The following is a 22,672-nucleotide window of genomic DNA, read 5'->3' as shown; positions in this document are numbered from 1 at the left end:
CAGGACTCTCGACAAGCCCTATTTTCCCTGATCAGAAGGCACTTCTTCGTTTCCGGTCCACTCCTTGGACAGCCCTTAACGAAGGGCCGAGGTTAGGAAGGGCCCCTTCCTCTACAAAAAGCGATAGGAAGGGGCCCTTCCTAACATCACCTCGAGGGCGGTCGCCGAAGAGTCGCCGATCGGGCACGTTCTCCAGCACGTACGGGATGCCGAGGTCGGTGTCGGCCACCTGCTACCGGCTGTCGTGTCGAGGTCCGCGTCGACGGCGGCGATCTTTTCGAGGGGCGAGCGACGAGCGAGTGTCATGCGCAACCCCTTCAGTGGCGCGCCGGTTGGGATGTCACTGCACACGCAGTTGCGGCATTCGTCATCATTGCGCCTGGCCTGTGTGTGGCTAGGAACCGCGCACTACCAGGATCGAACGTGCATTGGCCCTAACGCCCGACTCATGTATCCTGCCTACACGGCCATTGGGTGGCCGGACTGTACTCTGAGCGCCCGGATCGCTCGGACGGACTGCGGTCGAAGGGTCCTAAGGCCCACTTGGTGGATCAATCAGAACAGCACGCATGGTGCCTACCAATGATCGCCGTGCCGGGGCGGTGGGATTGGTTGAGCCTTGTCTGCGTTGAGCCTTCTGTCTCGTCCGCTGCGTCATTTCATGTTGGCGGTCGCCTTCATCCCTCTGCTCTGGGTGGCGCTAGTAATCTCACCGTATCTCTGTATCGCACCGTTCTTAGCAAATCGTCGGCATGCCCTGACCACGCTTGCCTTCGTCAGGCATCTGCGAGGATGGACTCGCGACATTGTGGCTCACGGCGGGGCGGTGATAGCCGATGACGCATAGCCAGGCAAAGGCAATTGTGCGCCAGAGAATGCTGTATACCGGCGAAGGCTACCAGCAGGCTTGCCTAGCAATGAAGCGTGATGGCAGAAAGTTGCCGAGTGCTGATTCGGAGGAACAGCGGCTGCTGGAGGCGGCGATTATGATCGCCCTAGCCGGTCATGGCGGTTCGAGCAGAGGCTGGATGCCCAAGAGTCGCTGGTGGTCGGATGTCACCCCATTGACGATCTGCCGGGTCCAACCCACGTCCGCCAGGATTGAGCTGTCCATACCGGACGACCTGCTGCCCGCCTTCTACTGGGCGGTAATGCCCGAGGACGCCTCCGTATCCTCTCCGGAGGGGCGGGGAGTGCCAGGGTTGTACGACGTTGCCGTTCGAGGTGGCGTCGAGTTGCGACGTTCGCAAACCTCTGCGGCGGTGACCGTACGCACGACGTCGACGCGGTGGAATGCCGCAGGACGCGCCGCCCGCGACATCCCGTGCCCTTTCGACGTCGGATTCAGTCGAGGCTATCTGACCAATCCAAGGTGGGCCCGCAACGATGCGGAATGCCGTGATGCGTCGTTGTCCTTGGTGGCGAGTGAGTTGTTGCGCCGGGCAGCCTTGTTCTTTGATAGAGCGAGTGCGAGCTGGGTCACCCGATGGTCTGACATCTACCTCCAGGGTCCCCTCTGGATGAGTGAGTGGCTGCCTGACCCTGTGCCGATCGACCTCGCAACGATGCTCACCGACACCCGTTTCGGCATCCGCATCCTCAAGACCGTTCTAGATCCCGACTACACGGTGCACCAATACACCAAACATCCTGCGTTCATGACTGGTTTGGCGTACGAGGACATGATCAGGGCGCGCTGAGGCGGCACCAGGCCAGGCACCTCTACCGCCTTGACCGAGCCGTCGGTCGGGGCCCTTCCTAACATCACTCCGGGACGCGGCGGTACGCGCCGTCGCTGGCCGAGGTGGCCATCGAGGCGTACGCACGCAGGGCGGCGGAGACTTGGCGCTGCCGGTCCACCGGGGTGTACGGGCGGTCCCGCTTCTCCTGGGCGATGCGTCGGGCGGCCAGCACGTCCTCAGGCACGTTCAGTTCGATCGACCGCCCCGGGATGTCGATGACGATCTCGTCGCCCTCTTCGACCAGGGCGATCAGCCCACCGCCGGCTGCCTCGGGGGAGACGTGCCCGATGGAGAGGCCGGAGGTGCCGCCGGAGAACCGGCCGTCGGTGATCAGGGCGCAGGCTCGACCGAGGCCGCGTCCCTTGAGGAACGAGGTGGGGTAGAGCATCTCCTGCATGCCCGGCCCGCCCTTGGGACCCTCGTAGCGGATCACCACCACGTCCCCGGCGACGACCTGCTTGCCGAGGATCGCCTCGACCGCGGCCTCCTGCGATTCGTACACCTTGGCCGGGCCGGCGAACCGCCACACCTCCTCGGGCACCCCGGCGGTCTTGACCACGCAACCGTCCGGCGCGAGGTTGCCGGTGAGGATGGCCAGCCCCCCGTCGGCGGTGTACGCGTGTGCCCGGTCCCGGATGCAGCCCTCGGCGGCGTCGGTGTCCAGGGTGGCCCACCGGTTGGTGGTGGAGAACGCCTCGGTGGTGCGTACCCCGCCCGGCGCGGCGTGGAACAACTCGATTGCCGCCGGGGTGGCCGATCCGCTGCGGATGTCCCAGTCGGCCAGCCACTTCTCCAGGGTGGGGGAGTGCACCGAGTGCACGTCCCGGTGCAGCAGCCCGGCCCGGTCCAGTTCGCCGAGGATGGCCGGGATGCCGCCGGCCCGGTGTACGTCCTCCATGTGGTACTTGGGGCTGTTCGGGGCGACCTTGGCCAGGCACGGCACCCGGCGGGAGATGGCGTCGATGTCGTCCACGCCGAAGTCGAGTTCGGCCTCCCGGGCGGCGGCCAGCAGGTGCAGCACGGTGTTGGTGGAGCCGCCCATCGCCACGTCGAGCGCGACGGCGTTCTCGAAGGCGGAGCGGTTGGCGATCGACCGGGGCAGTACGGAGGCGTCGTCACCGTCGTACCAGCGCTTGGCGATCTCCACGATGGTGCGGCCGGCCTCGACGAAGAGCGACTTGCGGGCGGCGTGGGTGGCCAGCGTCGACCCGTTGCCGGGCAGTGCCAGGCCGATCGCCTCGGCGAGGCAGTTCATCGAGTTGGCGGTGAACATGCCCGAGCACGATCCGCAGGTGGGGCAGGCCGAGCGTTCGATGGTGTCCAGCTGCGCCTCGGTGACCGCGTCGTTGGACGAGGCGATCATGGCGTCGATCAGGTCGATCTTGTCGTGGACGATGCCCTCGATCGCGACGGTCTTGCCGGCCTCCATCGGCCCACCGGAGACGAAGATGGTGGGGATGTTGAGTCGCAGCGCGGCCAGCAGCATGCCCGGCGTGATCTTGTCGCAGTTGGAGATGCAGACCAGTGCGTCGGCGCAGTGCGCGTTGACCATGTATTCCACGGCGTCGGCGATCAGCTCGCGGCTGGGCAGCGAGTAGAGCATGCCGCCGTGTCCCATGGCGATGCCGTCGTCCACCGCGATGGTGTTGAACTCCCGACCGACCCCGCCGGCGGAGGCCACCGCGTCGGCCACCAGGCCGCCGAGGTCCTTGAGGTGCACATGCCCGGGTACGAACTGGGTGAAGCTGTTGGCGATGGCGACGATGGGCTTGCCGAAGTCGTCGTCGGTCATCCCGGTGGCCCGCCACAGCGCGCGAGCCCCGGCCATCGTCCGGCCGTGCGTGGAGGTCTTTGACCGCAGGTCAGGCATCCGCCAAGTGTGGCACCGCGATACGGCGAGCGGCGAGGCGCGGCGCGCCCGTCCATCCATCGGGACAACTGGTACGAGAACTCCCGGACATCTGGTGCGAGAACTCGCCAGATACCCGGTCCCCCACAGGCGGGCTGGATCCGGCAAAGTTGATGCGTGCAACTCCCCTCGGGCATGGTGGCTGGCGCAGCTGTGAGCGCTCTCGCGGCGATCTTCGGTGTGCACACGCTGATCGCCTCGGCACGTCGGCAGACCGGGCGGTTGCTGCCCGCCCGTCGGCTGCTGGCCATCGGCGGTGGGCTGGTCACCCTCAGCGTGGTCGTCGGGTTCACCGGGATGCTGCTCGAAGTCGGCGGCTGGGGCGAGCAGCAGCCGCAGGACGGCTCGCTCAGCATGATCGTGGCGATCGGGCTGACCGTCAGCGGGCTGGTGCTCTGCGCGGGCCTGCTGCGGCTGCCCGGCGTCGCCGACACCCCGGCTGCGGCGGCACGGATTGTCCTCGACGGGTTGGTGATCGCTGGCGCGTTGTGGTTCGTCAGCTGGGTCCTGCTCTCCGAACCGACCCGGTTGCTCGGCGATGCCACTCCGATCGTCTGCACCCCCATTCTGCTGGCCACCATGACGGCGGCGGAGATCGTCGGGCTGGCCGCGATCGTCGTGATCCGGTCGTCGCGGCCCCGCTCCGGGCTGGTCCTGCTCGCCTCCGGCGTCACCCTGGTGGCGGGGGGCGGGCTGACGTTCGCGACCGGCGTCTGCCAGGGCCGGGCGGGGATAGCGGTCACCGGTGCCGCCGTACTGCCGGTCGGGTTGTTGCTGATCATGTTGGCCGGCCGGGGCGACGACGTTTCGGGCACGGTCGACTTCGACGTGATGCGGGGTGCCAGCGGCTACGCCGTACTGCCGATGGCGGCGATGGCCGTCTCCGCCATCTACCACCTGCTGCGCGGCGGCACCTTCGACATGTTCGCCATCGTCGCCGGCAGCGTGGAGGGGTTCGCGCTGGTGGCCCGGCAGTACTTCGCCCTGCGGGACGTGCGGGGCTACGCCAGCCGATTGGCCGAGCGTGAGGCGCACTTCCGTGAACTGGCACACACCGATCCGCTGACCGGGCTGGCCAATCGACGGGGCCTGCTGCGCTCCCTGCACAACGAGGCGCCCGGCATTCCCCGGGCGCTGCTCGGGTTGGACCTCGACGGCTTCAAGCACGTCAACGACTCGCGGGGACACGACGTCGGGGACGCGGTGCTGGTGGAGGTGGGGCAGCGGCTGCGTGACAACCTGCGCCCCGGTGACGTGGCCGCGCGACTCGGCGGTGACGAGTTCGCCGTACTCATGCGGGCCCGACCGCCGGAGGCGCAGCGGGCCGCCGAGCGCCTGCTTGCCGTACTGAGCCGGCCGTACGACCGACCGGAGGGGCAGATCTTCCTGTCGGTCAGCATCGGGATGGCCAACGACGGGGCGGCCCCGGACGTGGAGACGTTGTTGCGCAACGCCGATCTTGCGTTGCGTTATGCCAAGCAGCGCGGCAAGAACCGGGTCGAACGGTACGACGTCGCCTACGACCAGCTGCTGCGCCGGCGTACGACGTTGGAGCACGAGCTGCGCGGGGCGATCGAGCGGGACGAGCTGCGCCTGGTCTTCCAGCCGGTGGTGGCGGTGCCGTCGGTACGTCCGGTCGGTGCGGAGGCGCTGCTGCGGTGGAGCCACCCGGAGCTGGGCCGGGTACGCCCCGACGAGTTCATTCCGCTCGCCGAGGAGTGCGGGATGATCGCGAAGTTGGGTGGCTGGGTGCTGCACCAGGCCTGCCACCAGTTGTCGCTGTGGCTGGCCGACGGTCACGACGTCTGGGTCTCGGTCAACGTGTCTCCCCGCGAGCTGCATGCCCCGGAGTACGTGGTGCAGGTGGCCGAGGCGTTGCAGGCGCACCGGGTCCCCCCGCAGCGTCTCGTCTTGGAGATCACCGAGCATGCCGTGGCGACCGACCTGGACGAGCTGATCCGCCGGGTTACCGCGTTGCGGCGGACCGGGGTACGGATCGCCCTGGACGACTTCGGGGCGGGCTATTCGTCGTTGGGGCAGCTACACCGGCTGCCGATCGACATCCTCAAGATCGATCACAGTCTGGTGGCGGAACGGGAGCCCCGGGCGAATCATGCGCCGGCTCCGCCCGGTCGGCCGTTCGCCCCGATGGTCGACGTGGTGATGCGACTCGGGCACCAGTTGGGGCTGGAGGTGATCGCCGAGGGGGTGACCAATCCGACGGAGTTGGCCGTGGTCGTCGGTGCCGGTTGCCGGTTCGGCCAGGGGCAGTTGTTTGGTTGGGGAGTGCCGGCCGAACACCTGGAGGCGATGCTGGAGGCGGCGAGTTCACCGGCCGCGCGAGCCGTACCGGTGCCCCGGGTGGGGCAGCTTCCCGACGGTCCGAACGAGCCGTGGGAGCACCCCGACCCGTCGGCCCGGTCGGCCCCGATGCCGAAGGCCCGCCCGACCCCGAAGGTGCCGGACCGGTCGACTCCGATGGTGCCGGACCGGGCGGCCCCGATGCCTGCGGCTCAGGCCACCTCAGGTGGTCAGTCTGTGTCCACCGACCCGGAGGGTGACGCAGGTCAGAGACTTTTTCCGCCCAGGATGTGAGATCAGTTGACTCATCGCGTGAGATGCGTCAGGCTTAGCCCCATGTCACCGACCAGGTCGTTTCGAGTACTTACCTGAGCGCACTCTCCGCGTTGAGAGTGCGCTGACCCCCGTGCATCCGCACGTGGGTCTTTTTTATTGGCATCGCACCGCTATTGGCATCGTCACACCGCATCGGGGCGGGCGGAACGCCCGCGTTGCACTGACAGAACCACCACCGACCCGAGCCGAAGGCCTGAATCGCCATGACCAGCAGACCCACCCCTGAGACACTCGCCAACTCCGTCCGGCGGAACCGGGGCGTCGCCGCCGAGGGGGCCGGCAACGCCGCCACCTCCGGTAACCAGCCCAGCCCGGCCGCCGCGCCAACCCCCGCCACCGTCGCGGGCACGGCAGCGCAGACCCCAGCCGTACGGGCGACGGGCCCGCTCCAGGTCTCCGGTGCCGGTTCGCTCGTGCGGTCGCTTGAGGCGCTCGGCGTCGAGGTGGCGTTCGGCATTCCCGGTGGCACGATCCTGCCGGCCTACGACCCGTTGTACGACTCGTCGGTGCGGCACATTCTGGTCCGGCACGAGCAGGGGGCTGGGCATGCCGCGACCGGCTACGCCCAGGCCACCGGCAAGGTGGGTGTCTGCATCGCCACCTCCGGTCCGGGTGCCACCAACCTGGTGACCCCGATTGCCGACGCATACATGGACTCGGTGCCGATCGTGGCGATCACCGGCCAGGTCGTCCGTTCGATGATCGGCACGGATGCCTTCCAGGAGGCGGACATCCAGGGGATCACCCTGCCGATCACCAAGCACAGTTTCCTCGTCCGCACCCCCGAGGAGATCCCGCAGGCGTTGGCCGAGGCGTTCCACCTGGCGACCACCGGGCGACCCGGCCCGGTTCTGGTGGACATCCCCAAGGACGTGCTCCAGGCGCAGACGACGTTCAACTGGCCGCCGGTGCTGGACCTGCCCGGCTACCGGCCCACGCTGCACCCGCACGGCAAGCAGATCCGCGAGGCGGCGCGCCTGATCACCACCGCCCGCCGGCCGGTCTTCTACGTCGGAGGTGGGGTGCTCAAGGCGGGCGCCACCGAGGGGCTGCGTCGACTGGCCGAGCTGACCGGCGTTCCGGTGGTCACCACGTTGATGGCCCGGGGCGCGTTCCCCGACTCGCACCCGCAGCACCTGGGCATGCCCGGCATGCATGGCACGGTGGCTGCGGTCTACGGCCTGCAGAAGGCCGACCTGGTCGTGGCGCTCGGGGCTCGGTTCGACGACCGGGTGACCGGCCAGGCCGAGTCGTTCGCGCCCGGTGCCGCGATCGTGCACGCCGACATCGACCCGGCGGAGATCGGCAAGAACCGGGCGGTGGACGTGCCGATCGTCGGTGACGCCCGGTACGTCATCGACGAGCTGATCACGGCGGTGACGGCCGAGCAGTCCGCCACCCGACCGGACGACCGCAGCGACTGGTGGAGCCAGCTCGACGACCTGCGCAAGCGGTACCCGCTCGGCTACGAGGAGCCAGCCGACGGGACCCTCGCCCCGCAGTACGTGATCAAGCGGCTGGGCGAGATCGTCGGGCCGGACGCGATCTACGTGGCCGGCGTCGGCCAGCACCAGATGTGGGCCTCGCAGTTCATCTCCTACGAGAAGCCGCAGACCTGGCTCAACTCCGGCGGCCTGGGCACGATGGGGTACGCGGTGCCGGCGGCGATGGGGGCCAAGGTCGGCAAGCCGGAGACCACGGTCTGGGCGATCGATGGTGACGGCTGCTTCCAGATGACCAACCAGGAGCTGGCGACCTGTGCCCTGGAGGGCATCCCGGTCAAGATCGCACTGATCAACAACGGCAACCTGGGCATGGTGCGGCAGTGGCAGACCCTGTTCTACGGGGAGCGCTACTCCAACACCGAACTGGGCACCCACAAGCACCGCATCCCGGACTTCGTCAAGCTCGCCGAGGCGCTGGGCTGCGTCGGGTTGCGTTGTGAGAGCGCCGCTGACGTGGACAAGACCATCGAGGCCGCGATGGCGATCAACGACGCACCGGTCGTCATCGACTTCGTGGTGGGCAAGGACGCGATGGTGTGGCCGATGGTGGCGGCCGGGACCAGCAACGACGAGATCATGTTCGCCCGCGGGGTCCGGCCCGCCTTCGACGACGACGAGAACCTCTGATGCGCCGGCCCGATAGGGACACAGGGAACCGGATGAACCGGGTGGAACTGGAAACGACGAGGAAGATGTCCTGATGACGACGCACACGCTCTCCGTGTTGGTGGAGAACAAGCCCGGTGTCCTGGCCCGGGTGAGTGGGCTGTTCTCCCGCCGGAGCTTCAACATCGACTCGCTCGCGGTCGGCGAGACCGAGAACCCTGAGGTTTCCCGCATCACGATCGTGGTCAACGCCGACTCCTCCCCGCTGGAGCAGGTGACCAAGCAGCTCAACAAGCTGGTCAACGTACTGAAGATCGTCGAGCTGGACCCGGCGGTGTCGGTCGCCCGTGAGCTGCTGCTGGTCAAGGTTCGGGCCGACCGGGCCGCCCGGGCGCAGGTACTGGAGACGGTCAACCTCTTCCGGGCCCGGGTCGTGGACGTCGCACCGGACACCCTCACCATCGAAGCGACCGGCACCGCCGACAAGCTGGACGCGCTGCTGCGGGACCTCGAAGCGTTCGGCATCAAGGAGATGGTGCAGTCCGGCACGGTGGCCATCGGTCGCGGTTCACGTTCGATCACCACCGGTACCGCGCTGCGTGCCGCATAGGTTACGGCGCTGCGCACCGGATAAGGACACGACACTGCTCAGGGTCGCAACGCTGCGTACTGCTCACAGTTCACGGCGCTCCGCGCCGCCATCGGGTTCGGCGGGCCGCCGGGCCGCCGCAGGAAAGGGAAACAATGTCCGTTGAGGTGTACTACGACGACGACGCCGACCTGGCGCTCATCCAGGCCAAGAAGGTCGCGGTGCTGGGGTACGGCAGCCAGGGGCACGCCCACGCGCTCTCGCTGCGCGACTCCGGCGTCGAGGTCGTGATCGGTCTGCCGGAGGGCTCCAAGAGCCGGGCCAAGGCACAGGAGCAGGGCCTGCGGGTGCTGACGCCGGCCGAGGCGGCGGCCGAGGCTGACGTGATCATGGTGCTGGCGCCGGACACGGTGCAGCGCTCGCTCTACGCCGACGCGATCGCGCCCAACCTCACCGCCGGCAAGGCGCTGTTCTTCGGCCACGGCCTGAACATCCGGTACGGCCTGATCACCCCGCCCGCCGACGTGGACGTGGCGATGGTCGCCCCGAAGGGCCCGGGTCACCTGGTCCGCCGCCAGTACGTCGACGGCAAGGGCGTACCGGCGCTGGTCGCCGTCGAGCAGGACGCCACCGGCAACGCCCTCGCGCTGGCGCTCGCGTACGCCAAGGCGATCGGCGGCACCCGGGCCGGCGTCATCAAGACCACCTTCAAGGAGGAGACCGAGACCGACCTCTTCGGCGAGCAGGCGGTCCTCTGCGGCGGTGCGGCAGCGCTGGTGCAGACCGGGTTCGAGGTGCTCACCGAGGCCGGCTACGCCCCGGAGATCGCCTACTTCGAGTGCCTGCACGAGCTGAAGCTGATCGTCGACCTGATGTACGAGGGCGGCATCGCCCGGATGCGCTACAGCGTCTCCGACACCGCCGAGTTCGGTGACCTCACCCGTGGCCCGCGCGTCATCAACGCCTCGGTCAAGGACGAGATGCGCAAGATCCTCAGCGAGATCCAGTCGGGCCAGTTCACCCGCGAGCTGATCGCCGAGGAGGAGGCCGGCCGGCCCAACTTCGCCAAGCTGCGGGCCGAGGGTGCGGCGCACCCGATCGAGGCCACCGGCAAGAAGCTGCGGGACATGATGAGCTGGGTGGACCGGCCGATCACCGAGACCGCCTGAGCGTTTTTTCGCCCACCCGTACCCGGGTGCTGTTTCCAGCCCGGGTACGGGTACGGCCAACCGGTAGGCGACCATCGGAAATTGTCTCCGGATTCTGGAGCGGAACACCCGCATCATGGCGTCGATAAATGCCGTGCTGATCACGGCTGGCCATTGAGCCATTCGGGTAATGTCGCCGCATGCGTTTGGAGCAATCACACCGCACCGAGCGCTTCGGCGCCGTACGCATCCACGAGCTTCAGCGCGTCATCCAGCTCGACGCGGGAGATGCCCGAGGTGCGACGGACGATGGCGTCGTGTCGCATGACGCCATCCGGGCGATCGAGCGGGAAATGGTGATCGTCATTCCCTGCATGAACGAGACGCGCAGGGTAATAGAAGGAGTGCTCTCCGGGATACCCCAGGATTGTCTGATCGTGCTCGTTTCCAACAGTTCCCGGCATCCGGTGGACCGATACGAGATCGAGGCACAGACCGTCGAGCAGTTCTGTCGGCTGGCCGATCGGCCAGCGGTGACGGTGCACCAGCGGGACCCGGGGTTCGCCGCCGCCTTCAAGTCGGCCGGCATGCCCGAGTTGATCGCCGACGACGGGCTGGTGCGCTCCGGCAAGGGCGAGGCGATGCTGATCGGCATGGCGATGGCCGCCCTGACCGGGCGACGCTATCTCGGCTACATCGACGCGGACAACTACGTTCCCGGGGCGGTGCACGAGTACGTCAAGGTCTACGCCGCCGGCCTGCACCTGGCGAACAATCCGTACGCGATGGTTCGGATCTCCTGGCACTCCAAGCCCAAGCTGCGCGACGGACGCCTCTTCTTCAGCCGGCGGGGCCGCAGCTCCGAGATCACCAACGCGTTCCTCAACCGGTTGATCGCCGAGTACTCCGGCTTCGGCACCGAGGTCATCGCCACCGGCAACGCCGGGGAGCACGCACTGAGTCTCGACCTCGGGCTGCGACTGCGGCTAGCCGGTGGGTTCGCCGTCGAACCGTTCGAGTACATCGACCTGTTCGAGCAGTTCGGCGGAATGCTCGACACGGCGACGCAGCCCGAGGTGATGGCGAGTTCGGTGCCGGTGCTGCAGATCGAGACGCGTAGCCCGCACTTCCACGACAACAAGGGCGAGGAGCACGTCCAGGGCATGCGCCTACAGGCGTTGAACGTGCTCTACCACTCCCCGGTGACCCTGCCTGCCGTACGTGCGGCGATCGTCGAGTTCATGGCGGCCCAGGGGGCACTGGCACCCGGCACGGAACCACCCCGGGAGCGGATCTATCCACCGGTCGGCTCGCTCGAACTCGACCTGCTGCGCGACATGCTCGACACCGAGGCCGACACCCTGCGCAAGATCGGTGGTCCCCCCACGGATGGGTCCAGATTGTGGACACGCCGGGCGTGAGGGGCGACACGCTTACCCTCGGAAACAGGGCGTGACAAGGGCGTTAGGTCGGGTTTGTGAGGGCACTCACGCCGAATGGAGAGCCATGGTCCGCAGTCGTTACGCCTACGATCGCGGGGTAGGTCGCATCCGGCCCAGCCGGACCGCCACACGGAGGAGCGTAGGGCGCAGCGCGGCGCCCCTTCGCCGCAGTACCTGCCACTGCCGAACTTACGAGGAACGATGACTCCTGTCGTACTGATCGCTGAAGAACTCGCTCCCGCCGCCATCGACGTACTGGCGCATGACTTCGACGTACGTCACGTCGACGGAACCGACCGCCCAGCCCTGCTCGCCGCACTCGCCGAGGCGGACGCCGTCATCGTGCGCAGTGCCACCCAGATCGACGCGGAGGCCGTTGCCGCCGCCCCCCGCCTCAAGGTGGTCGCCCGGGCCGGGGTCGGCCTGGACAACGTCGAGGTGCCTGCCGCCACCGCCCGTGGCGTCATGGTGGTCAACGCCCCGACCTCCAACATCGTCTCCGCCGCCGAGCAGGCCGTGGCCCTGCTGCTCGCCGTTGCCCGTAACACCGCCAGCGCCAGCGCGGCACTGAAGGCGGGCGAGTGGAAGCGGTCCAAGTACACCGGTGTGGAGTTGCAGGGCAAGACCGTCGGTGTGGTCGGCCTGGGCCGTATCGGGGTGCTCTTCGCTCAGCGCATCGCCGCCTTCGGCACCCGGCTGATCGCCTACGATCCGTACATCCAGCCGGCCCGCGCGGCCCAGCTCGGCGTACGCCTGGTCGGCCTGGAGGAGCTGCTGCGGGAGAGCGACTTCATCTCGATCCACCTGCCGAAGACCCCGGAGACGGTCGGCCTGATCGGCGAGAAGGAACTGACCCTGGTCAAGCCCGAGGTGCGGATCATCAACGCCGCCCGGGGTGGCCTGGTCGACGAGCAGGCGCTGGCCAACGCGATCGCCGAGGGCCGGGTCGCCGGTGCCGGGGTCGACGTGTACGCCAAGGAGCCGTGCACCTCCTCGCCGCTGTTCGCCTTCGACAACGTGGTGGCCACCCCGCACCTGGGTGCCTCGACCGCTGAGGCGCAGGACAAGGCTGGTCTCGCCGTGGCTCGCAGCGTCAAGCTGGCACTCCAGGGCGAGTTCGTGCCGGACGCGGTCAACGTGCAGGTCGGCGGGGTCGTCGCCGAGGACGTACGCCCGCTGCTGCCGCTGGCCGAGAAGCTGGGCAAGGTCTTCACCGCCGTGGCCGGTGGGGTCGCCGCCAGCGTCACCGTCGAGGTACGCGGCGAGATCGTGACCCACGACGTGTCGGTGCTGAAGCTGGCTGCGACCAAGGGCCTGTTCACCTCGGTTGTCGAGGAGCAGGTGACCTACGTCAACGCGCCGCACCTGGCCGCCGACCGGGGGGTCGCGATCGAGCTGACCACCAACGCCGAGACGGTCGACCACCCCAACCTGGTCACCGTCCGGGGCGCGCTGCCCGACGGTCGTACGGTGAGCGTCTCCGGCACGGTGGTCACCACCGGCACCCGGGACGTCGTGAAGCTCACCGAGGTCGACGGCTTCGACCTGGAGATCGGTGCCGAGGGCATCCTGCTGTTCTTCCGCTACGCGGACCGGCCGGGCGTGGTCGGCACGGTGGGTTCGATCATCGGTGAGGCCGGCGTCAACATCGCCTCGATGCAGGTGGCGCGTCGGGAGGCCGGCGGTGAGGCGCTGATGACGCTGACCGTCGACTCGGCCGTCGGCGTCGACCTGCTCGCCTCGGCGGCCGACTCGATCGGCGCGGTCGCCGCCAGCACCGCGGACCTGCGCGACGAGTAGGAACCCCGATCAGGCGAAGGGGGCCCGGCCGGTTGGCCGGGCCCCCTTTGTGGTCGGTAGGGACGGGTTGATGGGCGGATCAGCGGGCCACCGGTGCGGGGGGCGGATAGACCGAGCCGTCCTGCGGATCGAAGAGCAGCAGACCGTGTACGGCAGCGAGCCGCTCGATGTCCAGCAGCACCTGATCCGGGCAGGACTCGGTGAGGTTCATCTCGACGTGGTCCACGGCGGTGTGCAGGGGGAGTACCGCCCACGGGCTGCCCGGCCGGGGCGGCCGGTCCGGGTAGCTTGCGGTGATCGCCCGGTAGAACGCCACCAGTCGGGGGTCGGGTGCGCCTTGGAGATGTTGCCCCTGTCGGCACCGTTCATGGGCCGCCCGTACGTTCGCTGCCGGGGCTCCGGCCTCCAGAGCCCACACGACCAGATCGAAAGTCACGCGCGATAGCGTGCCATCCCGCCGGCCCCGATGCAGCGCCTACCCTGGGCAACACGCGGTTTGAGGTATTCCTCGGGCCGGTCCGGGCGGCCACCGTCCGCTTCGGACGAGTCGGCCATCCGTGGACTGGCTGAATTATCCAACCTGGTTACGCCCTGGTCGGATTTCGACCAGGGTGGACACTTTGCCGCGCTCCAAGCCTTGGACCTGCTGGTGGCGGACATCCGACAATTCTTCCGGCAGCTGCGATCCGACATGTGATCCGACAGCGAAGAATCTTGCGCCTCGCCATCGCTAGTCGATAGCGTGGCGACGCGGTACCCGGCGAGTTCCCCGGGCGCGGGCTTGTCTTCGGGTGATGAGGCGCGGCGCCAGCGCCGGGTGATCGGCAGTTCGCGTGCGCGAGCCACGTGCACCCGTCTGATCTGGCCCTCACGGTCGTTGCCGCAACCGTGAGGGCCTGATCATGTCTGGGATCCACACGTCCGGTTAGGACATCGCCAAGGGGTCCACCTGGTGCCTGCGTGCGGGCTCACCTGCCTGCCCGGGGCACCTGCCGATCGCCTATTCGATGGTGGTCCTATTCCATGGTGGTGGCGAAGAGCACCTGGTAGCCGTCGGTGGTGGGGAACCAGTCGAGTCCGGCCGGGCCGGCAGCGAACAACGCGGTGGCGTACGCGTCGGCCACGGCCAGGTCAGGGCCGGTCACCGTGGCGGCGAGGAAGTGGTTTACCGGCTTGCCGGTGTGCGGGTCCACCACATGGTCCCGGCGACCGGCGACGCCCGAGGTGCCCACCGCGCCGGCGGTCATCTCCAGCATCATCGGCTGCCGGTGGCCCCCGGTCGGATGGTGTAGGGCGATCCGCCACGGGCCGCCGTGCGGCGCGTGCCCGCGTACGACCAGGTCGGCCCCGCTGAACACGGCGTAGTCGCCGATCCCGGCGGCGCGCAGTCGGGCAGCGGCCCGCTCCACCGCCCAGCCGTTGAGCAGGCCACCCGGGTCGAAGCCACCGGGCACCGCCCAGGCGTCGAACCAGCCGTCGGTGGCGGCCCGCATCGCCGCGCACCGGGCCACGATGTCGGCCAGCGGCGGATAGGAGTCGGCGCTGATCTCGCCCCGACGCAGTCGGGAGACGAGGCTGCCCGGCCGGGCCGGGCTGTAGGTGAGGTCGATCGCCCGCAACTCGGCGACCGCGTCCCGCAGCGCCTCCCCGATCCCGCGTCGACCGAGTTCGGCCGGTGCGCTCAACACCAGCGAGAACTCGGTGGTGGAGGTCGGTACGGTGTGTCGCGCCACGATCCGGTCGGCTGGTGAGCCGTCCGACCGTTCACTGGGTGGTGCTGATCTGGCGCCGAGTCGCAGGTCGGGTAGTGTTCCCCGGCCGGACGGCGGCACTCCTCGGTCCCCGGGGTGGGGCCGGTTCGCCTGGTGGATGAGCATTTACGCGCCCTCTCTGGCAACTTCGCCGCCCGGTACGGGTGTTGGTGGGCCGTCCGGGAACGGTCAGTTACACCATAGGGCGGCAACATGGCCAGCTCATGAGTGTCGCCTGGCAAAGTCCTGTACTTGACACTTCCCACATTTCGGGAGAATTGTACCGGGAACCGGGACGACCCCTTAACGTTCCCTAGACGGACGCAACGAACGGAGTGGGAACGTGTCGGTGGCGCGGATCGCGGTGGTGGCCGGTGACGGCATCGGACCCGAGGTGGTCGCGCAGGCCCGCAAGGTCCTCGACACGGTGCTGCCCGGAGTCGAAGCCACCGAGTACGACCTTGGCGCGGCCCGCTACCACCGTACCGGTGAAGTGCTCCCGGATTCGGTGCTCGCCGAACTGGCCGGCCACGACGCCATCCTGCTCGGCGCGGTGGGCGACCCCACCGTCCCGCCGGGCGTGCTGGAACGCGGGTTGCTGCTCCGGCTGCGCTTCGACTTCGACCAGTACGTCAACCTGCGCCCGTCCCGGCTCTGGCCCGGCACCACCGGTCCGTTGGCCAACGTCAAGCCAGGTGAGATCGACCTGGTCGTCGTACGGGAGGGCACCGAGGGCCTGTACGCCGGAGCCGGCGGGGCACTGCACCGCGGCACCCCGGCCGAGGTGGCCACCGAGGAGAGCCTCAACACCCGGCACGGCGTCGAACGGGTGATCCGGGACGCCTTCGCCCGGGCCAGCCGGCGCGAGCGGCGCAAGGTCACCCTGGTGCACAAGACCAACGTGCTCGCCCACGCCGGTTCGCTGTGGGCGCGGGCCTTCGCGGCCGTCGCCGCCGAGCACCCCGACATCGAAACCGAATACCAGCACGTCGACGCGGCGGCGATGTTCCTGGTCACCCAGCCCCAGCGGTACGACGTGGTGGTCACCGACAACCTCTTCGGCGACATCCTCACCGACATCGCCGCCGCCGTGACCGGCGGAATCGGCCTGGCGGCCAGCGGCAGCATCAACCCCGAGCGGGCCTACCCGTCGATGTTCGAGCCGGTGCACGGCTCCGCGCCGGACATCGCCGGCCAGGGCCTGGCCGACCCGGTTGCCGCGGTGCTTTCCGTATCCCTGCTCCTCGACCACCTCGGTCACCCCGAGGCCGCCGAGCGAGTAGCCAACGCCGTTGCCGCCGAACTCGCCTCCCGTACCCCGGGGGAGCGGGGCAGCACCGCCGAGATCGGCGACCGGCTCGCCGGCTACGCGGCGGCCTGACCCACATCCCGGCTCGCCGCACGCGTGCGGCGGCCTGACCCACATCCCGGTCTGCCGCGGCTACGCGGCGGCCTGACCCACCCCGTACGACCGGGCGGCCGGCCTTCCCCCGGTGCCGCCGGCCGACCGGCTGTTCCCGCTGAACGAGCGTTCGGGGTAAGTTGCAGGAACCATTCTTCTGGCATGCCCGTTCCCGCATGCCGCTCGCATGGAGGTCAACGCTATGAGCGGTGGTGACAAGCTCGACTTCGAGATTCGCCCGAATCCTCAGCCGGTAGCCGCCGCCGAGCGGGCCACGCTGCTGGCCAACCCCGGATTCGGCCGAATCTTCACCGACCACATGGTCACCATCCGGTACGCCGAGGGCAAGGGCTGGTACGACGCCCGCGTCGAGGCGCGGGGCCCGATCCCGATGGATCCCGCCACCGCCGTACTGCACTACGCCCAGGAGATCTTCGAAGGGCTGAAGGCGTACCGGGCCGCCGACGGCGGGGTCACCCTGTTCCGGCCCGAGGCCAACGCTGCCCGGTTCGTCGAGTCGGCCAAGCGGATGGCGATGGCACCCCTGCCGCCGCAGGCGTTCCTCGACTCGCTGCACCACCTGATCGAGATCGACCGGGAGTGGATCCCCGCCACCGAGGGCGGCAGCCTCTACCTGCGCCCCTTCATGTACGGCAGCGAGGTGTTCCTCGGCGTCCGCCCCTCCACCGAGTACCTCTACGTCCTGATCGCCTCGCCGGTCGAGTCGTACTTCACTGGCGGGGTCCAGCCGCTGAGTGTCTGGGTCTCGCCCGAATACACCCGGGCCGCGCCCGGCGGCACCGGCGCGGCCAAGTGCGGCGGCAACTACGCCACCTCGCTGATCGCCAAGGCGGAGGCGGCCGCCCATGGCTGTGACGACGTCGTCTTCCTCGACGCCGTGCACCGTCGCTACGTCGACGAGATGAGCGGCATGAACGTCTTCTTCCGCTACGCCGACGACACGCTGGTCACCCCGCCGCTGGGCACCATCCTGCCCGGCATCACCCGGGAGTCGGTGATGAAGCTCGCCGGCGAGTTCGGTCTCACCGTGGCCGAACGACCGGTCAGCTTCGACGAGTGGCGGGCCGACGCCGCCAGCGGTCGACTGCGTGAGGTCTTCGCCTGCGGTACCGCCGCCGTGATCACCCCGATCGGGCAGGTCCGCTTCCCGGACGGTGAGTTCACCATCGGCGACGGTGCGGAGGGCGAGAGCACCCGACGGCTGCGGCAGACCCTGGTGGACATCCAGCGGGGCCGGGCCGCCGACCCACACGGCTGGGTGCACCGCGTCCTCTGACGGACGAGATAGCGAACGGCGGGGCCGATCGGGTGTGGACACACTCGGTACGGCCCCGCCGCTGCCGGTTAACTCGGCTGTCTCAGCTCAGCGCTGGCCTAGCTCCCCAGTGGGTCGCTCTAGCTCACCCGTGGATCGCTCAGGGCGGTCAGCTCAGCAAATGGGCCCGGAGCGCGGCGATCTGATCGGATTCGAGCCCGGCGTCGCGCACGTAACGCTCCACCGACCCATGCCGCTCGCGCAGCTCGGTCAGGAACATCAGCATCGCCTCGGCCGGTGCGGCATGGTAGGCCACCGGGACGGCGGCATGCTCCGGTAGGTGTTCCCGCAGGTAGGCGGTGAACCGCTCGGCCGCCGCGTCGGTCAGCGCGTAGTCGGCGGCGATGTCGGCGTCACTGACCCCGAGCAGGGACAGGGTCAGGGCACACAGCACCCCGGTCCGGTCCTTGCCGGCCACACAGTGCACCATCACCGGGGCGGACTCCTGGTCAGCGATCACGCCGATGGCGCGGGTGATGCCGTCCGTACCGGTCGTGGTCATGTCCCGGTAGCGGTCGGCCAGGTAGCGGGCCACACCGAGCTGCTCGTCGTACGGGACCTTTTCCCAGTGTGAGTGCTTTGGTGGAATGTGCAGGTAGGACAGTCCCTCGCAGTCGGGCACCCGGCCGTCGCGGGCCACCTCGCCCGGTCGGCGCAGGTCGATCACCGTACGGATGGCGAGGGCGGTGAACGTCTCCTGATCCGGGCCGCAGATCCGGTGCGGCGAGTCGGAGCGGTAGAGCCGGCGCCAGCGCACCGCACGGCCGTCGAGGCCGGTGTAGCCGCCGACGTCCCGGAAGTTGAAGACGTTGGAGAAGTTGGTTACGCGGTTGACCGGCAGCACGTCCACCCGTTCACCGTAACGAATTCTCGGCGTGTCGCCATCCTCGTTATTGAAAGACACCGGTGGCCGGCGGGGCGAACCCCACCGGCCACCGGCGACTGCTTCTGCGTAAGACCTACCGCATGCTTCTGCTGGACCTACAGCGGCCGGTCCGGGAAGCTCGTCGGGCCGTACGTCTCGCCGTAGTAGCCGCCCAGCCGGTCGCGGTACGCGGGGTCGGCGTGACTGGTCTCGGCGTACTCCGGAGCGGCCTTGATCTGGTCCTTGCTCCGGTCCAGGTAGACCTTCTCCTCGTCGTGGTCCACCCGGTTCACCACACCGGCCGGGAGCATGACCTTCTTGCCGAAGATCCACGGTCCGGTGTCGACCACCAGATAACTGGCGTCCACGTCGTGCGTGGCCTCGTCGATCTTGCCGATACCGCCGTCGGTCGCGACCGCCTTGTAGCCGGTCAGGTCGCCGCCGGTCACCCCGGCGTCGTCCCGGTACTGCCACGGCTGGAACGCACTGCCGCCGGTCGCCGCCTCGGTACGCGGGTAGCCGTCGGTCGGGCTCGTGTCCGCGTAGCTGCCGGGGTCCGCATAGCCACCAGCCGCAGTGGAGCCGTAGCCGCCCGCCGGGGCGGAGCCGTAGCCACTGGTCGAGGTGGAGCCGTAGTCACCGGCCTGCGTCGACGTGGGCTGCGGGGCGGTCTGTGGGTCGAGCCTGTCCATGGGTTTCACTCCTCTGCTCGACGTCTGCTCTGTCCCGAACAGTCGTACCCAGAGGGTTCGAATCCCACACCCGGTAGGTCCGCGACCGGGTGGGGAAACGCGGCGGGGGTGTTGTCTCGGGCCAGCCTGGCCCGAGACAACACCCCCGGTCGAATGGTTGCCGCGGCCCTGGTCAGGCCAGCGCGGCCGCCGCGTCGAGCGTCACCGCAGCCGCGTGTACGACAGCAGCGATGCGCAACGCCTCGTGCACCTGCTCCCGGGTGAACCCGGTACCGCGCAGCGTCTTCTCGTGCGACTCCAGGCACACTCCGCAGCCGGTGATCGCCGAGACCGCCAGGCACCACAGCTCGAAGTCGCCCTTGTCGACACCGGGCTTGCCGATGATCTGCATCCGCAGCCGGGCCGGCATCGAGGCGTAGTCCTCGTCGCCGATGAGGTGCTTGGCCCGGTAGTAGATGTTGTTCATCGCCATGATTGCTGCCGCGCCCTTGGCCGCCTCAACCGCCTCGGGCTTGAGGTGCGTGGCCGCGTCGGCCGCGATCTCCCGCAGCACCACCGGGTTACGCCCGGCCACCGCGCAGGCCAGGGCGGTGCCCCAGGCCTGTTCGACGGAGAGCGTCGAAGTGCCGACGGTCGAACCGAGGTTCAGCTTGATGTCCTTGGCGTACTCCGGCAGAGCCGCCTTGATCGCATCGAGACCCATGGCTCAGGCTCCGGCGAGGAGCTTCTTGGCGTCGAGCGTCTCGCCGCCCTTGTTCCAGTTGCACGGGCACAGCTCGTCGGTCTGCAGGGCGTCGAGCACCCGCAGCACCTCGGAGACGTTCCGGCCGACCGAGCCGGCGGTCACCATGGCGAACTGGATCTCGTTGTCCGGGTCGATGATGAAGGTCGCCCGCTGGGCCACGCCGTCCTCGCCGAGCACGCCGCAGGCGGCGGTCAGCTCGCGCTTGATGTCGCTCAGCATCGGGAACGGCAGGTCACGCAGGTCCGGGTGGTCCTTGCGCCACGCGTAGTGGACGAACTCCGAGTCGATGGAGACACCGAGCACCTGGGCATCCCGGTCGGCGAACTCGCCGTTGAGGCGGCCGAACTCGGCGATCTCGGTCGGGCAGATGAAGGTGAAGTCCTTCGGCCAGAAGAAGACGACCCGCCACTTGCCCTGGTGGCTCTTGTTGTTGATGGTGGCGAACGCGTTGTCGGCGTCGAGCGAGACGCAGGCGTTGAGTTCGTACTCGGGGAAGTGGTCACCAACAGTGAGCACGGGGCCTCCTTGTGCACGGCGCGAGGGCCGATAACTTGATCTGTTCCAGATGATCCAACAGTCCGGTTTCGCCCTGATGGCGGCCTGATGAACTGTGAAGCCAATCACCGGCGGCGGTTCGGCTCGCGGCATGCGCGCCGATACGGTATGGAAACTCTCCGTCATCGTCTCGGGATGTGGATTATTCCTGCCAGGGACCCGCGCATGGTGGCAGAGTACGGACCGTGGCACCCCGAGTGATCATTATTCTCCGCTAGCGCGCCCGGCATTCCTTTCGCCGAGCGCGCCGACCTCCCGCATCTGCGGGGGGTCTTTTTGTTGGTCCCGCTATCCCTGTTGGTCCCGTTACCTTCGCTACTCCCATTACTCCCGTTGCATATGGAAAGGACGCCGCCGATGACATTCCAGGTCTACGACACGACGCTGCGCGACGGGGCACAGCGGGAGGGGATCAGCTACTCCGTCGTCGACAAGCTGGCCGTGGCCCGGCTACTCGACGAGTTCGGCGTTGGCTTCATCGAAGGCGGCTGGCCGGGGGCGATGCCCAAGGACACCGAGTTCTTCCGCCGGGCCCGTACCGAGCTGGACCTCAAGCACGCCCTGCTCGTCGCGTTCGGTGCCACCCGCAAGACCGGCCTCGCGGTCGCCGACGACCCCCAGGTGCGCGCCCTGCTCGACGCCGAAACCCCCGCCGTCTGCCTGGTCGCCAAGTCCGACATCCGGCACGTCGAACGGGCCCTGCGCACTACCGGGGCAGAGAACCTCGCCATGGTCACCGACACCGTCGCGCACTTCGTTGCCGAAGGCCGCCGGGTCTTCCTGGACTGCGAGCACTTCTTCGACGGCTACCGGTACGACCCGGCGTACACGGCGGCGGTCGCCTCGGCCGCCCTCGACGCCGGCGCGGAGGTCGTGGTCATGTGCGACACCAACGGCGGCATGCTGCCCTCCCAGGTCACCACGGCCATCGGCGAGCTGACCGAGCGGCTCGGCGTCGCACCGGCCCGACTCGGCATCCACTGCCAGAACGACACCGCGTGCGCGGTCGCCAACACCGTCGCCGCTGTCGAGGCCGGCGTACGGCACTTCCAGGGCACCGCCAACGGCTACGGCGAACGCCCCGGCAACGCCGACCTCTTCGCCGTCGTCGGCAACCTGCAACTCAAGCTCGGGCTGCCCGTCCTACCGGAGGGCTGCCTGGAACAGATGGTGCGCGTATCGCACGCCATCGCAGAGATCGCCAACATCGCCCCCGACACCCACCAGGCGTACGTCGGGGCCGCGGCCTTCGCCCACAAGGCGGGACTGCACGCGAGCGCGATCAAGGTGGATCCGGTGCTCTACAACCACATCGACCCGAGTGTGGTGGGCAACGACATGCGGATCCTGGTGACGGAGATGGCCGGCCGGGCCAGCATCGAGCTCAAGAGTCGCGAGCTCGGTCTGGACCTGGCCGACCATCCCGACGCGGCGTCCCGGGTCACCAAGCGGGTCAAGGACCTGGAGGCCGGCGGCTGGTCGTTCGAGGCGGCCGACGCCTCCTTCGAGCTGCTGGTCCGCTCCGAACTGCCAGGTGCCGCCGTGCCCCGGCCGTTCGCCCTGGAGTCGTACCGGGTGTTGGTCGAGCACCGGGAGGACGGTGCCGTGGTCTCCGAGGCCACCGTCAAGATCCGGGTACGGGGTGAGCGGATCATCGCCACCGCCGAGGGGAACGGTCCGGTCAACGCCCTGGACGAGGCGCTGCGGGTGGCGCTGTCCCGGCACTACCCGGAGCTGCACGGCTTCGAGCTGGCCGACTACAAGGTACGAATCCTGGAGGGCAGCCACGGCACCGGGGCAATCACCCGGGTGCTGGTGGAGACCGCCGACTCGGGCGGTGGCCGGGACTGGACCACCGTCGGGGTGCACGAAAACGTCGTCGAGGCCAGCTGGCACGCCCTGGTCGACGCCCTCACCTACGGCCTCTCCCGCACGAAGTGAAAGGAAG

The 22,672-nt window shown here is 68.7% G+C and carries 17 protein-coding genes; 10 read left to right on the top strand and 7 right to left on the bottom strand.

Annotated elements, in window-relative coordinates:
• The first annotated feature begins 836 nt into the window (after positions 1–836).
• Positions 837–1,700 carry a hypothetical protein gene (locus tag ACWDV4_RS16185; protein ID WP_449979148.1) on the top strand — a complete coding sequence of 288 codons (864 nt, stop codon included), beginning with the start codon at positions 837–839 and terminating at the stop codon, positions 1,698–1,700.
• A 64-nt stretch (positions 1,701–1,764) separates the two neighbouring features.
• Here the strand turns inward: ACWDV4_RS16185 and ilvD are convergent, their stop codons facing one another.
• A complete protein-coding gene (gene ilvD, locus ACWDV4_RS16180) occupies positions 1,765–3,612 on the bottom strand; it encodes a dihydroxy-acid dehydratase (RefSeq protein ID WP_449979145.1) in 1,848 nt (615 codons plus the stop codon).
• Between the two features lie 156 nt (positions 3,613–3,768).
• Here ilvD and ACWDV4_RS16175 point away from each other — a divergent pair, with 156 nt between their 5' ends.
• The 6 genes from ACWDV4_RS16175 to serA all read left to right on the top strand — a co-directional run bounded on the left by ACWDV4_RS16175 (position 3,769) and on the right by serA (position 13,378).
• Complete coding sequence (locus ACWDV4_RS16175; RefSeq protein WP_449979142.1) at positions 3,769–6,246, top strand: putative bifunctional diguanylate cyclase/phosphodiesterase; 2,478 nt, start codon at positions 3,769–3,771, stop codon at positions 6,244–6,246.
• A 245-nt stretch (positions 6,247–6,491) separates the two neighbouring features.
• Positions 6,492–8,420: an acetolactate synthase large subunit gene (locus ACWDV4_RS16170; RefSeq protein ID WP_449979139.1), complete on the top strand. Its 1,929-nt coding sequence runs from the start codon at positions 6,492–6,494 to the stop codon at positions 8,418–8,420.
• A gap of 73 nt (positions 8,421–8,493) precedes the next feature.
• Positions 8,494–9,009 carry an acetolactate synthase small subunit gene (gene ilvN / locus ACWDV4_RS16165; RefSeq protein WP_449979137.1) on the top strand — a complete coding sequence of 172 codons (516 nt, stop codon included), beginning with the start codon at positions 8,494–8,496 and terminating at the stop codon, positions 9,007–9,009.
• Between the two features lie 134 nt (positions 9,010–9,143).
• Positions 9,144–10,157, top strand: coding sequence for a ketol-acid reductoisomerase (gene ilvC, locus ACWDV4_RS16160; protein WP_449979135.1), 1,014 nt, complete (start codon positions 9,144–9,146; stop codon positions 10,155–10,157).
• A gap of 179 nt (positions 10,158–10,336) precedes the next feature.
• Positions 10,337–11,557 carry a mannosyl-3-phosphoglycerate synthase gene (gene mpgS / locus ACWDV4_RS16155; protein ID WP_449979133.1) on the top strand — a complete coding sequence of 407 codons (1,221 nt, stop codon included), beginning with the start codon at positions 10,337–10,339 and terminating at the stop codon, positions 11,555–11,557.
• Between the two features lie 222 nt (positions 11,558–11,779).
• On the top strand, positions 11,780–13,378 hold the full coding sequence (gene serA, locus ACWDV4_RS16150; RefSeq protein ID WP_449979130.1) for a phosphoglycerate dehydrogenase: 1,599 nt from the start codon (positions 11,780–11,782) through the stop codon (positions 13,376–13,378).
• Positions 13,379–13,457: 79 nt separating this feature from the next.
• On the opposite strand, the gene ACWDV4_RS16145 is transcribed toward serA, so the two are convergent.
• Both ACWDV4_RS16145 and ACWDV4_RS16140 read right to left on the bottom strand, forming a co-directional pair.
• Complete coding sequence (locus tag ACWDV4_RS16145) at positions 13,458–13,814, bottom strand: hypothetical protein (RefSeq protein WP_449979129.1); 357 nt, start codon at positions 13,812–13,814, stop codon at positions 13,458–13,460.
• A gap of 580 nt (positions 13,815–14,394) precedes the next feature.
• Positions 14,395–15,255, bottom strand: a complete 861-nt coding sequence (locus ACWDV4_RS16140; RefSeq protein WP_449979127.1) for an FAD:protein FMN transferase — start codon at positions 15,253–15,255, stop codon at positions 14,395–14,397.
• Positions 15,256–15,478: 223 nt separating this feature from the next.
• On the opposite strand from ACWDV4_RS16140, the gene ACWDV4_RS16135 reads away from it, so the two are divergent.
• Positions 15,479–16,510, top strand: coding sequence for a 3-isopropylmalate dehydrogenase (locus ACWDV4_RS16135; RefSeq protein ID WP_449979186.1), 1,032 nt, complete (start codon positions 15,479–15,481; stop codon positions 16,508–16,510).
• Between the two features lie 223 nt (positions 16,511–16,733).
• A complete protein-coding gene (locus ACWDV4_RS16130; RefSeq protein WP_449979184.1) occupies positions 16,734–17,828 on the top strand; it encodes a branched-chain amino acid aminotransferase in 1,095 nt (364 codons plus the stop codon).
• Positions 17,829–17,976: 148 nt separating this feature from the next.
• Here the strand turns inward: ACWDV4_RS16130 and ACWDV4_RS16125 are convergent, their stop codons facing one another.
• From ACWDV4_RS16125 to ACWDV4_RS16110, 4 genes are all read right to left on the bottom strand, one after another.
• Positions 17,977–18,717, bottom strand: a complete 741-nt coding sequence (locus ACWDV4_RS16125) for a tyrosine-protein phosphatase (RefSeq protein ID WP_449979124.1) — start codon at positions 18,715–18,717, stop codon at positions 17,977–17,979.
• 131 nt (positions 18,718–18,848) lie between these two features.
• The gene (locus ACWDV4_RS16120) at positions 18,849–19,181 is read right to left on the bottom strand and encodes a PRC-barrel domain-containing protein (RefSeq protein WP_449979181.1); all 333 of its coding nucleotides are present in this window, start codon (positions 19,179–19,181) and stop codon (positions 18,849–18,851) included.
• 415 nt (positions 19,182–19,596) lie between these two features.
• Positions 19,597–20,127 (bottom strand): carboxymuconolactone decarboxylase family protein, encoded by a 531-nt coding sequence (locus ACWDV4_RS16115; protein ID WP_449979122.1) that lies wholly within the window; start codon positions 20,125–20,127, stop codon positions 19,597–19,599.
• 3 nt (positions 20,128–20,130) lie between these two features.
• Positions 20,131–20,685: a peroxiredoxin gene (locus tag ACWDV4_RS16110; protein WP_449979120.1), complete on the bottom strand. Its 555-nt coding sequence runs from the start codon at positions 20,683–20,685 to the stop codon at positions 20,131–20,133.
• 396 nt (positions 20,686–21,081) lie between these two features.
• Here ACWDV4_RS16110 and cimA point away from each other — a divergent pair, with 396 nt between their 5' ends.
• Entirely contained in the window at positions 21,082–22,665 is a 1,584-nt protein-coding gene (cimA, locus tag ACWDV4_RS16105; RefSeq protein WP_449979117.1) for a citramalate synthase, read from the top strand.
• Positions 22,666–22,672 lie beyond the last annotated feature (7 nt).

The sequence above is a fragment of the Micromonospora sp. NPDC003197 genome (assembly GCF_053590565.1).
The sequence above is the reverse complement of the archived record's forward strand: the minus strand, read 5'-3'. Positions and strand labels throughout refer to the sequence as shown.

Bases quoted from the DNA above. Each gene is read 5' to 3' on its own strand.
- ACWDV4_RS16130 (WP_449979184.1), top strand. From the start codon at position 16,734: ATGAGCGGTGGTGACAAGCTCGACTTCGAGATTCGCCCGAATCCTCAG.
- ACWDV4_RS16170 (WP_449979139.1), top strand. From the start codon at position 6,492: ATGACCAGCAGACCCACCCCTGAGACACTCGCCAACTCCGTCCGGCGG.
- ilvC (WP_449979135.1), top strand. From the start codon at position 9,144: ATGTCCGTTGAGGTGTACTACGACGACGACGCCGACCTGGCGCTCATC.
- ACWDV4_RS16185 (WP_449979148.1), top strand. From the start codon at position 837: ATGACGCATAGCCAGGCAAAGGCAATTGTGCGCCAGAGAATGCTGTAT.
- ACWDV4_RS16140 (WP_449979127.1), bottom strand. From the start codon at position 15,255: ATGCTCATCCACCAGGCGAACCGGCCCCACCCCGGGGACCGAGGAGTG.
- mpgS (WP_449979133.1), top strand. From the start codon at position 10,337: ATGCGTTTGGAGCAATCACACCGCACCGAGCGCTTCGGCGCCGTACGC.
- ilvD (WP_449979145.1), bottom strand. From the start codon at position 3,612: ATGCCTGACCTGCGGTCAAAGACCTCCACGCACGGCCGGACGATGGCC.
- serA (WP_449979130.1), top strand. From the start codon at position 11,780: ATGACTCCTGTCGTACTGATCGCTGAAGAACTCGCTCCCGCCGCCATC.
- cimA (WP_449979117.1), top strand. From the start codon at position 21,082: ATGACATTCCAGGTCTACGACACGACGCTGCGCGACGGGGCACAGCGG.
- ACWDV4_RS16115 (WP_449979122.1), bottom strand. From the start codon at position 20,127: ATGGGTCTCGATGCGATCAAGGCGGCTCTGCCGGAGTACGCCAAGGAC.
- ilvN (WP_449979137.1), top strand. From the start codon at position 8,494: ATGACGACGCACACGCTCTCCGTGTTGGTGGAGAACAAGCCCGGTGTC.